At 56.5% G+C, this 15,267-nt stretch carries 12 protein-coding genes; 7 read left to right on the plus strand and 5 right to left on the minus strand.

What is annotated here, in order from left to right; translation table 11 throughout:
* Positions 1 to 16: 16 nt before the first annotated feature.
* The 3 genes from BQ7483_RS15190 to BQ7483_RS15200 form a co-directional block, all read right to left on the minus strand.
* The gene (locus BQ7483_RS15190; RefSeq protein ID WP_072546469.1) at positions 17 to 1,414 is read right to left on the minus strand and encodes a THUMP domain-containing class I SAM-dependent RNA methyltransferase; all 1,398 of its coding nucleotides are present in this window, start codon (positions 1,412 to 1,414) and stop codon (positions 17 to 19) included.
* A 58-nt stretch (positions 1,415 to 1,472) separates the two neighbouring features.
* Positions 1,473 to 2,375, minus strand: coding sequence for a serine O-acetyltransferase (locus BQ7483_RS15195; protein ID WP_072546470.1), 903 nt, complete (start codon positions 2,373 to 2,375; stop codon positions 1,473 to 1,475).
* A 76-nt stretch (positions 2,376 to 2,451) separates the two neighbouring features.
* Positions 2,452 to 2,928 carry a pyridoxamine 5'-phosphate oxidase family protein gene (locus BQ7483_RS15200; protein ID WP_072546471.1) on the minus strand — a complete coding sequence of 159 codons (477 nt, stop codon included), beginning with the start codon at positions 2,926 to 2,928 and terminating at the stop codon, positions 2,452 to 2,454.
* Between the two features lie 361 nt (positions 2,929 to 3,289).
* On the opposite strand from BQ7483_RS15200, the gene BQ7483_RS15205 reads away from it, so the two are divergent.
* On the plus strand, positions 3,290 to 5,485 hold the full coding sequence (locus BQ7483_RS15205) for a hypothetical protein (RefSeq protein WP_072546472.1): 2,196 nt from the start codon (positions 3,290 to 3,292) through the stop codon (positions 5,483 to 5,485).
* Between the two features lie 33 nt (positions 5,486 to 5,518).
* Complete coding sequence (locus BQ7483_RS15210; RefSeq protein ID WP_022021821.1) at positions 5,519 to 6,874, plus strand: zinc-dependent metalloproteinase lipoprotein; 1,356 nt, start codon at positions 5,519 to 5,521, stop codon at positions 6,872 to 6,874.
* 222 nt (positions 6,875 to 7,096) lie between these two features.
* Here the strand turns inward: BQ7483_RS15210 and rnr are convergent, their stop codons facing one another.
* The gene (gene rnr, locus BQ7483_RS15215) at positions 7,097 to 9,253 is read right to left on the minus strand and encodes a ribonuclease R (RefSeq protein WP_072546473.1); all 2,157 of its coding nucleotides are present in this window, start codon (positions 9,251 to 9,253) and stop codon (positions 7,097 to 7,099) included.
* Positions 9,254 to 9,433: 180 nt separating this feature from the next.
* Here rnr and BQ7483_RS15220 point away from each other — a divergent pair, with 180 nt between their 5' ends.
* The 3 genes from BQ7483_RS15220 to BQ7483_RS15230 are packed head-to-tail and all read left to right on the plus strand — an operon-like array spanning position 9,434 to position 12,334.
* Entirely contained in the window at positions 9,434 to 10,348 is a 915-nt protein-coding gene (locus BQ7483_RS15220; RefSeq protein WP_072546474.1) for a cation diffusion facilitator family transporter, read from the plus strand.
* Between the two features lie 19 nt (positions 10,349 to 10,367).
* A complete protein-coding gene (locus BQ7483_RS15225; protein WP_072546475.1) occupies positions 10,368 to 11,378 on the plus strand; it encodes an NAD-dependent epimerase/dehydratase family protein in 1,011 nt (336 codons plus the stop codon).
* Positions 11,369 to 12,334, plus strand: coding sequence for a phosphatase PAP2 family protein (locus tag BQ7483_RS15230; RefSeq protein ID WP_072546476.1), 966 nt, complete (start codon positions 11,369 to 11,371; stop codon positions 12,332 to 12,334). The genes BQ7483_RS15225 and BQ7483_RS15230 overlap by 10 nt, the downstream gene beginning before the upstream one ends.
* 154 nt (positions 12,335 to 12,488) lie before the next feature.
* On the opposite strand, the gene dusB is transcribed toward BQ7483_RS15230, so the two are convergent.
* Positions 12,489 to 13,475: a tRNA dihydrouridine synthase DusB gene (gene dusB, locus BQ7483_RS15235; protein ID WP_072546477.1), complete on the minus strand. Its 987-nt coding sequence runs from the start codon at positions 13,473 to 13,475 to the stop codon at positions 12,489 to 12,491.
* A gap of 69 nt (positions 13,476 to 13,544) precedes the next feature.
* Here dusB and BQ7483_RS15240 point away from each other — a divergent pair, with 69 nt between their 5' ends.
* Entirely contained in the window at positions 13,545 to 14,828 is a 1,284-nt protein-coding gene (locus BQ7483_RS15240) for a peptidase U32 family protein (RefSeq protein ID WP_072546478.1), read from the plus strand.
* A gap of 13 nt (positions 14,829 to 14,841) precedes the next feature.
* Positions 14,842 to 15,261: an acyl-CoA thioesterase gene (locus BQ7483_RS15245; protein ID WP_022021828.1), complete on the plus strand. Its 420-nt coding sequence runs from the start codon at positions 14,842 to 14,844 to the stop codon at positions 15,259 to 15,261.
* The last annotated feature ends 6 nt before the right edge of the window (positions 15,262 to 15,267 follow it).

Genomic DNA, 15,267 nt, shown 5'->3' on the forward strand with positions numbered 1-15,267 from the left:
GCCGCCTTATGAAACGTTATTGTTTATCTCTTTCTCTTCTTTTCCTTTCAGGGTACGACTCGCCCGAACGCGGTTTGCGTTCGCTCTTGAAGTCTTTCTTGAACTCCTTCTTTTCACGCGGAGCGAAGTCTCTCCGTTCGCCCCGGGGCTTGAACTCTTTCTTCTCGCCATCGCCAAAACTGCGCCGTTCGCGGGGCTTGGAGTCTTTGCGGGCGGCAGGGCGTGATTCACGCTGTTCTTTTTTCAACTCTTCGCCTTCGGCGCGGAAATCCTTGTACTTGCCGTCGAAGATTTCGTATTTGCGGAACTGGCATTCCAGAGCACCGTTGAAGAGCGGAATGCGTGCGCTGGCCTTCAGGCCTATCTGGTCGAAACATTCGTCACGGTAAGAGAGTATCCAAGCGGTGTTGCCCGTAAAGGCGTGTTTCAGGCGTTCGCCTATCATCTCGTAGAGGCCCAGCAGGTCGTCCGTTGAGATGCGTTCGCCGTAGGGCGGGTTGGTGATGATGATGGATTTCTCCTGCGGCTGCTCGAATTGCTGGAAGGGTTGCAACTTTAGGACGATATCTTTTGTGACTCCAGCCGCCTTGACGTTGCGGGTGGCTATCTCGTTGGCTTTCGGATTGTTGTCGTAGCCGTATATCTTGTGGGCGAACTCACGCTCCTGGCTGTCGTCGTTGTAGATGGCGTCGAAGAGGTCGCGGTCGAAGTCGGGCCACTTCTCGAAGGCAAATTCCTGACGGAAGACGCCGGGTGCGATGTTGCGGGCGATGAGGGCTGCTTCTATGGGGATGGTACCCGAACCGCACATGGGGTCAATGAGGTCGCATTCTCCCCTCCATCCTGTCATCAGAATCATGCCAGCGGCCAGCACTTCGTTCAGCGGAGCCTCGACGGCTTCCTGGCGATAGCCGCGGCGGTGGAGTGACTCGCCGCTCGAGTCGAGCGACAAGGTGCAGGAGCTTTCGGCGATGTGGATGTTGAGCAGCACGTCGGGCTTGCTGATGCGCACGTTGGGCCGCTTGCCGGTCTTCTCGCGGAAATAGTCGACGATGGCATCCTTCACGCGGTAGGACACGAACTTGCTGTGGCGGAACTCCTCGCTGAACACGACGGCGTCAACGGCAAACGATTTGTCTATCGTCAGATAGTCTTCCCAGCGGATGGCTTTCACCTCGTTGTACACCTCGTCGGCATCGTGGGCGGTGAAGTGCTTCAACGGCTTCAGGATGCGGACGGCGGTACGCAGGCAGAAGTTGGCTTTGTAAAGCATTGCTTTGTCGCCCGTAAAAGATACCATTCTCCGGCCTATCTCTATGTTATCGGCACCCAGTTCCGTCAGTTCCTGTGCCAGTACTTCTTCCAGACCTTGGAAGGTCTTGGCTATCATCTCAAAAGAAGGTTGTTCGTTCATTTCTATTTATTTCAGATTTCAGAATTCAGATTTCAGTGTTCCTTTCCCTCGTGTGCCTTCATTTCTTGGCCTTGGTCTGTACGATGCGTGCGCCGGCAGGAACGTTTTCGGTTACCCAGATGTTGCCGCCTACGGTAGCGCCGCGCCCCACGGTGATGCGCCCCAGGATGGTGGCGTTGGAGTAGACAATGACGTCGTCTTCCAGAATGGGATGGCGGGGAATTCCCTTGATGGGCTTGCCGTCGGCATCGAGCGGGAAGCTCTTGGCTCCCAAGGTGACGCCCTGGTAGAGCTTGACATTGTTGCCGATGATGCAGGTTTCGCCGATAACCACGCCTGTGCCGTGGTCGATGGTGAAGTGATGTCCAATCTGCGCGCCTGGATGGATGTCGATGCCCGTCTCGCTATGCGCCATTTCGGTGATGATGCGGGGGATGAGGGGCACGCCGAGGCACAGCAGCTGGTGGGCCATGCGGTAGTTGCTGATGGCGCGGATGGCCGGATAGCAGCTGATGACTTCGCCGAAGGAGTGGGCGGCGGGGTCGCCGTTGTACGCGGCTTCGACGTCGGTGGCCAGGATGCGGCGCATTTCAGGCAGGGTGGCGATGAAGCCCGCCGCCTTTTCGGCGGCCGACTGACGGAGCTGTTCGCTGCAGCATCCTTCTTCCTGTTCGTCGTTGGCAAAGCAGAGGCCTGCCAGAATCTGTTCGGCCAGCAGGTCAAACAATTGCTCTACATAGACACCGATGTGGTACTTCACCGTGCGGCTGTTCACGTTCGATATGCCGAAGTAGCCGGGGAAGACGATGGCGCGTGTCAGTTCGACAATCTGTTGCAACACCTTGCCCGACGGGAGCGGGTTGCCGTCCGTGTGCTGGTGGAAAAGGCCTTTGTAGGATTCGCTTTCCGAAAGCTCGTCTACCGTCCGTGCCAAGATGTGGGTAAAATTGAATGGACTCATCCGAATATCCTTATATATGGTTCAAAGTGGCAACAAAGGTAGCAAAAACTTGCCAAATATCCTACATCTTGTTCATTTATAGCTCGCTCGGACGCAATCCGAAGGATTTGCAGGTCATTTCCTTTACCCGTATGCGCCACACCAGTACGTTGCGCACGGCCGGGTCGCCCATGGTGCAGGGATAGTCGGTGTAGTGCTTCATCAGGAGGGTCAGGATGCGGCGTTTCTCGTCCAGGTCGTCCACGAACTCCACCTGCCCGCGGCAGATGACGCTGCGGCTCTTCATGCTGTACGAGCAGGCCACCTGCTGGTGCATCCACACCAGTTCGTGTCCGTCGCAGAAGGTGATGCACACATCGGGATGCCGGCGGACCATTTCAAGTTTGCCGCCTTCGGGGCCGGAGTGCAGGTAGATGATGCCTTCCTCGTATGCAAAGTTCATGGGAAGGACGTAGGGACGGCCTTCCTGGTCGGTGATGCCCACCATGCAGTAGGGGCAGCTGCGGATGATTTTTTCTATTTCTTGAGAATCTGTGATGCTGATAGTTTTCATGTGTCTGTTTTTACGGCAAAGTTACAGGTTTGCGGGTAAAAAACAAGGAGAATGTGTCGATATCATGGGAAAATAGTAAACAACATCCTCCTTCTCCTGCCCTTCGGAAAGAGAGGAAAGGCCTTTGGAAGCAGGCGGACAGGCGGTGTACGCTTTTGTCTGTTTGGGGACTTTTATACCTTAATTAAATGCGCCTGGCGGGGCAGGCATCTTTTTTAAGACCCGATTGCATTTTTTCGCTAAAATTCTTTGCTCATGTCCGATTTGTCTATAGGTTTGCAGGCTTCATGAGAGAGAGATGGGTCATTGCGCGCAGACTTACTTTTTTTCTGATAAAAAATCATTAAATTAAAAAAGTTACATGAAATTCAAAACCCTTTTCCCGCTATTCAGCTTGCTGGTGCTGTTCGCCTTTGGTGCGTGTAAGGACGACGAGGAAGCCAACAGCTCATACCTGGACCTTAGCAAGCAAGTACTGACGCTGACCGAAGGCGAAGTTACCACTTCTACCTTCTCCTTCAGTGTGAAGGCATCCGATGCCAACATTCCTTACCTGTGTCTTTATGTGGACAAGAACACGGTCGACCACGTTTCGAAGGGCGAACTGCCTGCCTATCTGATGGACGACCTCAAGAAGCAGGCCGAAGACAAAGGCACCCCCTTCGAGCAGTATGTCGCTTCCATCAGCCTGAAAGGCGACCAGAGCGTCAAGATAGAGAACCTGTTGCCGGGGCGCATCTACGAACTGGTGGCGTTTGCCGTGGACGGGACACGCATGGCTGAAGAGGCCGAATACCTGTTCTTCCAGACAGACATTGCCGAGTCGGTGGATTGCTCGTTTGACATCCAGGCGACGGCCACCTCGAATGCTGCGGAGTTCATCGTGAAGCCGTCCAATAAGGAAGTGGACTACTATTTCTGCACCTTCCCCAAGGCTACGTATCAGCAGGCGGCCGATATGGGATGGGACGATTTGCAGATTCTGAATGCCTACTTCAGTGAAGAAATGAACTATCGGGTATCCCAGCTGGCTCCCGACGGTCGTGTCACTCCCGAAGTGGTGGACCAGCTTCTGCAACAGCTTTTCCACCAGGGCGACCTGACTCTGACGGCCTCGGGCCTCCAGAGCAAGACGGAGTATGTATGGATGGCAGCAGCCTTCAAGACGGTGGAAGTGGACGGCGCCTTGACCTTCGTCATCGTGTCCGAACCTCAGAAGGACGTCTATACCACCAAGGAGGGCGACACCAGCATGATAGACATGAAGTTCGACATCCAGGTGACGGATGTAACCGCCACGTCGGCCAAGATCAAGGTTGTGCCCGAAAACTTGGAGCAAACCTACATCTTGTGCTACGACCCTTACGACGAGACGACCAAGAACATGACTCCGATGCAGATTGCCGAGCAGTTTGTCAGATCGCAGGGCCCGTTCGTAGGCTTTGTAGTGAAGAGCGGCATACAGGAAGCGCCTGCCGCCACACTGACTCCCGGCGTGAAGCACTATGTGCTGGCTTTTGCCTACAACGTGGGTACGGGCATCGTCAGCGAGCCGCAATGCTACGAGTTCAATGCCGCTCCGTCGGACGGCGACCCCTCGCAGATGACGTTCACTTACAGCATCAATTCGCTTTCGCCCTATCAGGTGGACTTCAACATCCTTCCTTCCGACGAGACTTTGCCCTATACCAGCCTTCTGATGCCCGACGAAGACTACAACGAGGCCAAAGCCAAGGCTTCCATCGAGGAAGAAGTGAAGCTGGCCTACCAGGAAAGCCTGCGCTTCGACCCCGAGAAGCCCATGAGCACCTTCCTGTATGAAAGCTACTATCGTCCGGGTTCCCGTTACGGCAACGTCTACAAGAATCTTGTGCCGGGCCGCTCGTATACGCTGAGCTACTTTGCGCTGGACAACGAGGGAAAGGTGGCACGCGTACAGGCCGACAAGTCGTTCATCACTGCTCCCCAATTCTCGGATGCACAAATCAAGGGTGAGTGTTTGGGCTACTTCGACGGTGACAAGGAAGCCGGCAAGATTTTTGGTGATTCGGCAGCTACGGCAGGGCGTGCCATCGTCGTGATGCGCTTTGAGCCCTCAGAAAATACTCAGGCCCCCAAGTACATCTTCGTGGACAAGATTTACGAACAGATGAGCGATATAGAACTGTACACTTCCTTTAACTGGACCAGCATTTCGGCCGAGCAACATTATTATGCGTATGTCTTGAGTGACTGGAATGCCAGCTATTCCTGCTTCATGTCCGTTAAGGACGATAAGGGCATTGACAGTAAGGTAGAACGTCTGTCCATCGGCCAGCTGATTCAGTCAAAAGCGGGAAGCATCGACGAGCTGAAGAAAATCATCGAAGGCGCCAATGCGGATACCAAGGCTTTGAAACTGCCCAACCGGAAGATTGATACTCCGGCTGAACGTGCAGGCGGCGAACAGGCACAGGTTCCGTACCGTCCGTCCGAAGTGCGTCAGACCGTTGTCGGCCAGCCGATGAAGTTCGGCCGCGAATTCTACCTGCCGGTGGCCCGTCCTGTGAAGAAATAACTCTATATCCCAATCCATTTTAAACAAGAAAACATGAAACTTAAACTGATATATCTGTTGTCGTTCTTCTGTCTGCTCATGGCCGGCTGTAGCGACGACGACCCTGCATTGACACTCTCGCAGACCGAATTCAAGGAAATCTCCAACGAAGGAGGCCTCTGCAAGATAGAGATTGCCACCAACAACGAATGGACCGCCACCAGTGACAACGACTGGTGCAAGGTGTCGAAGGAAGAAGGTGTGCTGAGCCACACGCTGGTAGTGGAAGTGGAAGGCAACCTGGGAGAGGCGCGTACGGGCCGGGTGACCGTCAGTTCGCTCGGTGCCGATTACGTCATCACCATCAGCCAGCAGGGCTTGGAAGAAGGAAAAGAACTGAAATACCGCATTCCCATCGTCTTCCACATCATCTATGCCGACGAGAACGACTCTACCCAAAACCTTCCGGCATCGTCGGTCTATGCGATGCTTGACGACGTGAACCGCATGTACCGCAATGCGGGCGGCGCCAATGCGGTAGACCTGAACATGGAGTTCGTCCTGGCCGAAACCGACCCGCAGGGCAACCTGCTGAAGGAGCCGGGTATCGACCGCGTGAAGTGGCTGACTGCCGAACTCGACCCTACGGACGTCATGGAAGACAACACGCGTAAGTACGTGCACTTCCTGTGGGAGCCCAACGACTATGTCAACGTGCTGTTATACCGCTTCACTTCGGGCAACATTCTGGGTATCTCCACCTTCCCCTACACCACGGCTTCCCATCCGATGGAGGGAACCGATGTATTGCCTGACATGAACATCACGCTGGCCAACCTCACCTACGTGCGCGGCGTGTCCATCAACAGCTCCTTCGTGGGCAATGTAGACGATGCCCTCACCCCTTATGCTCCCGAGAGCTACAAGGAGATCATTACCAAGCAGGTGGACGACGGCATCACGCTGGCCCACGAGCTGGGACACTACTTCGGCCTGCGCCACGCCTTTTCCGAGTCGAATGTAGGATGTATGGATACGGATTTCTGCGGAGATACGCCGAGCTATAACTATCAGGACTATACGACGTTTGTGCAGGGCATCTACCAACAGATGAGTGTGGAAGGCTATGCCGCCACGTTCGACTGGGAGAGCCTCTTCAAGCGTACGAACTGCCGCACCGGCGAAGAGTTCACCTCGCACAACATCATGGACTATGCCTACAGCTACCTGGACGAGTTTACGGCCGACCAGCGTCTGCGCGTGCGCCACGTGCTGGACTACAGCCCCATGATTCCGGGTCCGAAGCAGACGCGCGCCTACCTGAGCACGAAAGCGGTGTCCGACGGTCCGATGGACCTGCCGTTCTCTGTGTCCAACTGTGGTCCGCGCGGCCTGATGCTGAAACACTGATCAGTCTGTTCGTATAAGGAACCATCTATAAAGCAGGCGTTTCCTGCGGTGGAACTCCAGTTCCCCGCACAGGAAACGCCTGTTTCTTATGGTAGGAAACGCCCGTTCCCCTTGAAGGAAACAGGCGTTCCCTTTAAATGGTAACGGTCGTTCCCTTCAATGGTAACGACCGTTTCCTTATAGGGGATACAGCTTCGCCCGCCTTGGCGCGGTGGCATCTCCTTATGCTTCGAGGGCAAAGTCCAGTTGCTTCTTTTCGAGGTTGGCACGAGCTACACGCACCGTGATGGGGTCGCCCAGGCTGTAGGTGCGGTTCTTGCGGCGGCCGCGCAGGCAGTAGTTCTTTTCGTCGAACTCGTAGTAATCGTCGTCCAGGTCGCGGATGGGTATCATGCCCTCGCACTTGTTCTCGTTCAGCTCCACATAGAGGCCCCATTCGGTGACGCCCGAGATGACGCCGTCGTACACCTGGCCGAGGCGTTCGGTCATAAATTCCACCTGCTTGTACTTCACACTGGCGCGTTCGGCGCTGGCAGCCAGCTGCTCCATGGCGCTGGAGTGCTCGCACAGGGCTTCGTACTTCTTCTCGCTGACGCTGCGGCCGTGCTCGTCCAGATATTTGGTAAGCAGGCGGTGTACCATCATGTCGGGATAGCGGCGGATGGGCGAAGTGAAGTGCGTGTAGTAGTCGAAGGCCAGACCGTAGTGGCCGATGTTGTGCACGGAGTAGCGTGCCTTCTGCATGGCGCGGATGGAGACGGTTTCGATGAGGTTTTCCTCCTTCTTGCCCTGGATGTCGTCCAGCAGGTGGTTGATGGACTTTGATACGTCGGCCTTCGTGCCCGTGGTACGAAGCTTGTAGCCGAAGCGGGCGATGAACTGGGCCAGCGTGTCGAGCTTCTCGGGGTCGGGCAGGTCGTGGATGCGGTAGGGGAATACCTTGGCCTTCTTGCCCTTGGGCACGCGGCCTATCTTCTCGGCCACGGTGCGGTTGGCCAGCAGCATGAATTCCTCGACCAGCTTGTTGGCGTCCTTCGATACCTTGAAATAAACACTGATGGGTTTGCCCTTCTCGTCTATCTCGAACTTCACTTCGTAGCGGTCGAAGTTGATGGCTCCGGCGGCGAAGCGGCGTTCGCGCAGCTGCTTGGCCAGGCGGTCCAGCTGGAGCACTTCTTCCTTGTAGTCGCCTTCGCCCGTTTCGATAATCTGCTGGGCCTCTTCGTAGGTGAAGCGGCGGTCGCTCTTGATGACGGTGTGCACTACGCGGGCATCCTTCACCTCGGCCTTGTCGTTCATCTGGAAGACGACAGAGTAGGCCAGTTTCTCCTCGTCGGGGCGGAGGGAGCAGATGTAGTTGCAGAGGCGTTCGGGCAGCATGGGGATGGTGCGGTCCACGAGGTAGACCGACGTGGCGCGCTTCTCGGCCTCCTTGTCGATGAGGCTGCCTTCCTTGACGTAGTGGGTCACGTCGGCAATGTGTACGCCCACTTCCCACAAGCCGTCCTTCAGGCGGCGGATGGAGAGGGCGTCGTCGAAGTCCTTGGCGTCCTTGGGGTCGATGGTGAAGGTCGTGACGGAGCGGAAGTCCTCGCGGCGGGCTATCTCTTCGGCGGGAATCTCGTCGGGGATGCGTTCGGCGGCCTTCTCCACGGCTGTCGGGTAGCTGTAGGGCAGGCCGTATTCGGCCAGGATGGCGTGCATCTCGGTGGTGTTGTCGCCCGCACGGCCCAGGATGTCGATAACCTGTCCGATGGGGTTCTTGGCCTTGTCGGGCCATTCGATGACCTTCACCACGGCCTTGTCGCCGCTCTTGCCGCCTTTCAGCTTGTCTTTGGGGATGAAGATGTCGTTGGCCAGCGTGCGGTTTTCGGTGACGAGGAAGGCATACGACTTGGTCACTTCGAGCGTGCCCACAAAGGTGTCGTTGGCCCGCTCCAGTATTTCGATGACCTCACCTTCGGCACTGCGTCCGCGGCGTTTGGCATAGAAGGCTATCTTCACGCGGTCGCCGGCCATGGCGTGGGCCGAGTTGCGTTCGGCAATGAAGATGGGGTCGCCTCCGCCGTCGGGGATGAAGGAGTTCTTGCCGTTGCTCTTGCGCTGGAAGATACCCGTCATCTCCACACCGTGGAGGTTGAGTTTGTATTTGTTCTTTTCCGTTTCGTTGATGTAGTCGTCGTCCTGCAACTCGTGAAGGACGTCCATACAAAGCATTTTCAGCGGATGGGTGGTCAGGTGCAGCTGTTCGAAGATGTATTTCAGCGGTAGTACTTCGCCCTGCTTCTGGTGGAAGAAGTCGAGCACGGCCTTGACAAGCTCTTTCTTGGTCATGCGTTTGCCGGCCTTCTTTTCTTTCTTTTCTTTTTTCTTTCCCATAATGGTAGATTGTTTTATCAGGTTTGGTGGGATGAACCCTTGCAAAGATAACAAACTTTTGCATTCGGTAGTTCAGACTGTTTCTAAATTCTTGTCTTTGTGCAGAATTTGCAGGCCAAAAGGAGAGTGATAACAGATTTGTCGTATCTTTGCTTCTCCTTTCAGAAATAAATTTGTAAGATGAAAGAAAGAAAAGAAAAGTCCGAAGAGGCGGCCCGCGAGGCCGGCATCTATCGGGTGACCCTTGTGGGCAGCGTGGTCAATCTGCTGCTGCTTGTGTTCAAGTTTGTGGCGGGTATCCTGGGGCACAGTGCCGCCATGCTGGCCGATGCCGTCCATTCGTTGTCCGACTTTGTGACGGACATCATCGTCATTGTATTCGTACGCATCTCGTCCAAGCCCGAAGACGAGGGACACGACTACGGGCATGGCAAGTATGAAACGCTGGCAACGGCCATTATCGGCCTGATACTGCTGTTCGTGGGCTTCGGCATCCTGTGGAACGGAGCCACATCCATCTGGCACTTCTGGCAGGGGGGTGAACTGAAGGAACCCGGCATGCTGGCCCTGTGGGCGGCGCTGGTTTCCATCGTCTTCAAGGAACTGCTTTACCAATATACCGTCTTCAAGGGACGCCGGCTGAACTCGCAGGCCGTGGTGGCCAACGCCTGGCACCATCGGAGCGACGCACTTTCGTCCATCGGTACGGCCATCGGCATCGGCGGCGCCATCCTGCTGGGCGAGCACTGGCTCATACTGGACCCGCTGGCGGCGGTAGTGGTCAGCTTCTTTATCATGAAGGTGGCCATCCAGCTGCTGATACCCTGTGTCGAGGAGCTGCTCGAGAAGTCGCTTCCGGCCGAAGTGGAGGAGAAAATCAAGCAGGAAATCCTGTCCTTCCCCGGCGTCACTTCGCCCCATCACCTGCGTACACGGCGGATAGGCAGCAGCTACGCCATCGAGGTACATATCCGCATGAACGGCAAAATCACGCTGGAGGAGGCTCATCGCACGGCTACCGCCATCGAGAACCGTCTGAAGGGCGAGTTCGGCAGCCGGACCTACATCAACATACACGTGGAGCCGGAGAAATAACCATCATAAAAGACAGAGGATGAAACAGACCATTCTGATAACAGGAGCCAGCGGCTTCATCGGTAGCTTTCTGGTGGAAGAGGCCTTGCACCGCGGCATGGACACGTGGGCGGGCGTCCGCGCGTCGAGCAGCCGCAAGTATCTGCAGGAGCCGGGGCTGCACTTCCTGGAGCTGGACTTTGCGCATGCCGACCGCCTGTGCGAGCAGCTCAAGGCCCATCGGGAAGCTCATGGAGCGTTCGACTATGTGGTGCATTGCGCAGGCGTCACCAAGTGCATCGACCCTGCCGACTTCGACCGCGTGAACTACGGCCAGACGCGGACGCTGGTCGAGACCTTGCGCAGCCTCGGCATGACGCCCCGCCAGTTTGCCTTCATCAGCACGCTGAGCGTGTTCGGCCCTGTTCACGAAGATACCTACGAGCCCATCCGCGAGAGCGACACGCCGCAACCGAATACGGCCTACGGGCGGAGCAAGCTGAAGGCCGAACGCTATCTGTTGGGACTGGACGGCTTTCCTTGCGTCATCTACCGCCCCACGGGCGTCTACGGGCCGCGCGAACGCGACTACTATCTCATGGCCGAGTCCATCAAACGGCACGTGGATCTGTCGGTGGGCTACCGGCGGCAGGACCTGACTTTCGTGTATGTGAAGGACGTGGTGCAGGCCGTCTTCCTCGGCATCGAGCGCGAAGTGTCGGGGCGTGCCTACTTCCTGTCGGACGGGCAGGTGTATGCCAGCCGCACTTTTTCCGACCTGATTTGCCGCGAACTGGGTAATCCGCTGATTATTCGCATCAAGTGTCCGTTGTTTCTATTAAAAGTCGTATCTTTGCTGGCCGAACGGTGGGCTGCCTTGCGCAAGACGACCAGCACGCTCAACGGCGACAAGTATAATATAATGAAACAACGCAACTGGCAGTGCGACATCGCGCCCGCCGTCCGCGAGCTGGGCTACCGGCCCGCCTACGACCTGGACCGCGGCGTGACGGAGACCATTGCCTGGTACAAGAAAGAAGGATGGCTTTAGATATATTCAAGATGGTAGATACCCGCAAGGGGCTGTTTGCGATAGAGAAGGTGTCGCTCATCTACAACCTGCTCACGTCGATACTGATACTGTTCCTGTATCAGCGGATGGACCATCCCTTGCACATGCTGGGAGATCGTGTGCTGATAGCGGGTATGACTTTCTTGCTGATGTACCTCTACCGCCTGGCGCCCTGCAAGTTCTCTGCTTTCGTACGCGTGGTGATTCAAATGTCACTCCTGTCCTATTGGTATCCCGACACGTACGAGTTCAACCGCCTCTTCCCCAATCTGGATCATATATTTGCTTCGGCCGAGCAGTGGCTCTTTGGCGGGCAGCCTGCCATTTGGTTTGCCGAGCGTCTGCCCTACATGTGGGTGAGCGAGCCGCTCAACATGGGTTACTTTTTCTACTATCCCATGATGCTGGTCATCGTGCTGTGGTACTTCATCCGCCGCTTCGACCTGCTGGAGAAGATTTCTTTTGTCATCATCTCCTCCTTCTTCCTCTATTACTTCGTCTATATCTTCGTGCCCGTGGCAGGACCTCAGTTCTATTTTCCGGCTATCGGCATGGAGAATGTTCTGAACGGTGTATTTCCATCCATCGGCGATTACTTCAACCACAATCAGGAGCTGTTGCCGGGGCCGGGCTACGAGCATGGTTTCTTCTATAATCTGGTGGAGAGTTCACAACAGGTGGGCGAGCGTCCTACGGCCGCCTTTCCCTCGTCGCACGTAGGTATCTCTACCATCCTGATGATTATGGCCTGGCGTGGTAGCCGCTGGCTTTTTGCCTGCCTTATGCCTTTCTATGTACTGCTCTGTTGTGCCACGGTCTATATCCAGGCACACTATCTCATCGATGCCATTGCGGGCTTCATCACGGCTTTCGGGCTGTATGTGCTCACCACGTGGATGTTCAAGCGCTGGTTTGCGCAGCCTTTGTTTCGCTGACGGCATCTTCCCTTGCCGGCCTTCCCTTCTTCGGGCACCGGCTTTCTTCCATCAAAAAAGGTCGTATCTTTTGCCTCAAAACATTGCTTTCTTTGCAGGAAAACATTGCTTTTTCTGGGGCAAAAGATACGACCTTTTCAGCGGGCGGCTTGGCTCAGAGGCCGAAGAACTTCCGCCCTATCTCGTCGAAGATGGCATAGAGCTCTTCCTTCGTCTCGGCGCGGAGCATGGCGATGCGTGTGTCGCGGAAGTTGGGCAGACCCTTGAACAGGGGGCTGGCGGCCAGGTGGCGGCGCACGTGGAGGATGCCGCGGCGTTCGTCCAGCAGGTTGACGCTGTCTTCCACCTCCTGGCGGAGCACGCCCATGCACCATTCGGGCGTGAGCGGGGGCAGCGGTTCGCCCGTCTCCAGGTAGTGCTTCACTTCCTTGAATATCCATGGCCGCCCGAAGCTGGCACGGCCTATCATGATGGCGTCCACACCGTAGCGCTCGAAGCACTCGAAGGCACGTTGCGGGGTGGTGACGTCGCCGTTGCCGATGATGGGGATGTGTATGCGCGGGTTCCGTTTCACCTCGCCGATGAGGGTCCAGTCGGCCTCGCCCGTGTACATCTGTGCGCGGGTACGGCCGTGGATGGTCAGGGCGCTGATGCCGCAGTCCTGCAACTGCTCGGCCAGGGTGACGATAATCTTGTGCTCGGCATCCCAGCCGAGGCGGGTCTTCACGGTAACGGGTATCTTCACCGCATCGACCACGGCGCGGGTGATCTCCAGCATCAGCGGGATGTTCCGGAGCATGCCCGCTCCGGCTCCCTTGCCCGCCACGCGCTTCACGGGGCAGCCGAAGTTGATGTCGAGGATGTCAGGGCGTGCCTGTTCCACAATCTTGGCGGCTTCGACCATCGTGGCCGTGTCGCGTCCGTATATCTGGATGGCCACGGGGCGCTCCTCGTCGCTGATGTTGAGCTTCTGCTCCGTCTTGCTGACGGAACGTATCAGGGCATCGGCCGAAACGAACTCGGTATATACCATGTCGGCGCCGAAGCGCTTGCACATCAGGCGGAAGGCGGGGTCGGTGACGTCCTCCATCGGGGCGAGGAGCACGGGGCGCGGACCCAGGTCTATGTTGGCTATTTTCATATTCTGTTGCGTTTAGGCTGCAAAAGTACGGAAAAATATCTACCTTTGCCACATAACTGATAAAAAGACATGGAACTGAAAGACTTTGAGATAATGGCCCCCGTCGGCTCGCGCGAGTCGCTGGCCGCCGCCATACAGGCCGGAGCGAACTCCATCTACTTCGGCATCGAGAACCTGAACATGCGTGCCCGTTCGGCCAATACGTTCACCATCGACGACCTGCGCGAGATAGCCCGCACGTGCGACGAGCATGGCATGAAGAGCTACCTCACCGTGAATACCATCATCTACGACCAGGACATCCCCCTGATGCGTACCATCGTGCGTGCCGCCAAGGAGGCCGGCATCTCGGCCATCATTGCCGCCGACGTGGCCGTGATGACCTATGCCCGCGAGATAGGGCAGGAGGTGCACCTCAGCACGCAGCTCAACATCAGCAACGTGGAGGCCCTGCGCTTCTACGCCCAGTTTGCCGACGTGGTGGTGCTGGCGCGCGAACTCAACCTGGACCAGGTGGCCGAAATCTACCGCCACATCTGCGAAGAGAATATCTGCGGCCCGTCTGGCCAACGTATCCGCATCGAGATGTTCTGCCACGGCGCCCTGTGCATGGCCGTCAGCGGCAAGTGTTACCTGTCGCTCCACCAGATGAACAATTCGGCCAATCGTGGTGCCTGCATGCAGGTGTGCCGCCGCTCCTACATCGTGCGCGACAAGGAGACCGACGCCGAGCTGGAGATTGACAACCAGTACATCATGTCGCCCAAGGACTTGAAGACCATCCACTTCATGAACAAGATGATGGATGCGGGCGTGCGGGTGTTCAAGATAGAAGGCCGTGCGCGCGGCCCTGAGTATGTGCGCACCGTGGTGGAGTGCTACAAGGAAGCCATCCGCGCCTACCTGGACAATACCTTTACGGACGAGAAGATAGAAGAGTGGAACCGCCGCCTGGCTACGGTCTTCAACCGCGGCTTCTGGGACGGCTACTACCTGGGCCAGCGTCTGGGTGAGTGGACGAAAAACTACGGTTCGGCGGCCACGGAGCGCAAGATATACGTGGGCAAGGGCATCCGCTACTTCTCCAACATCGGTGTGGCCGAGTTCCTCGTCGAGGCGGCCGAGGTCAGTGTGGGCGACAAGCTGCTCATCACCGGTCCCACGACCGGCGCCGAGTACGTCACGCTGGAGGAGGCGCGCGTTGATTTGAAACCTGTCCAGACCGTCCACAAAGGTGAACACTTCTCCATGAAGTCCGTCAAGATACGCCCCAGCGACAAGCTCTACAAGCTGGTCAGCCTCGAGGAGCTGAAGCGGTTCAAGGGGCTGGATGTGGAACATCAGCGAGGATAATAAATTTAATAATATGGCAGAAAAATACATCTACGAGCTGGAAATGAAGGTGCGCGACTACGAGTGCGACCTGCAGGGCATTGTGAACAACGCCAACTACCAGCACTACCTGGAACATACGCGCCACGAGTTCCTTACTTCCGTGGGCATCAGCTTCGCCGCCCTCCACGAGCAGGGTGTCGACCCTGTAGTGGCCCGCATCAGCATGGCCTTCAAGACGCCGCTGAAGAGCGGCGACGAGTTCATTTCGAAGCTTTATATGAAGAAGGAAGGCATCAAGTACGTCTTCTATCAGGACATCTTCCGCAAGAGCGACGGCAAGGTGTCGTTGAAGGGCGTGGTCGAGGCTGTCTGTGTGGTAAACGGGCGGCTGAGCGAGAGTGAACTGTTCGACCGTGTCTTTGCGCCCTATCTGACACCTGCAACTGATTGAACCTTT

Source organism: Mediterranea massiliensis (genome assembly GCF_900128475.1).
Taxonomy (GTDB): Bacteria; Bacteroidota; Bacteroidia; order Bacteroidales; family Bacteroidaceae; genus Bacteroides; species Bacteroides massiliensis_E.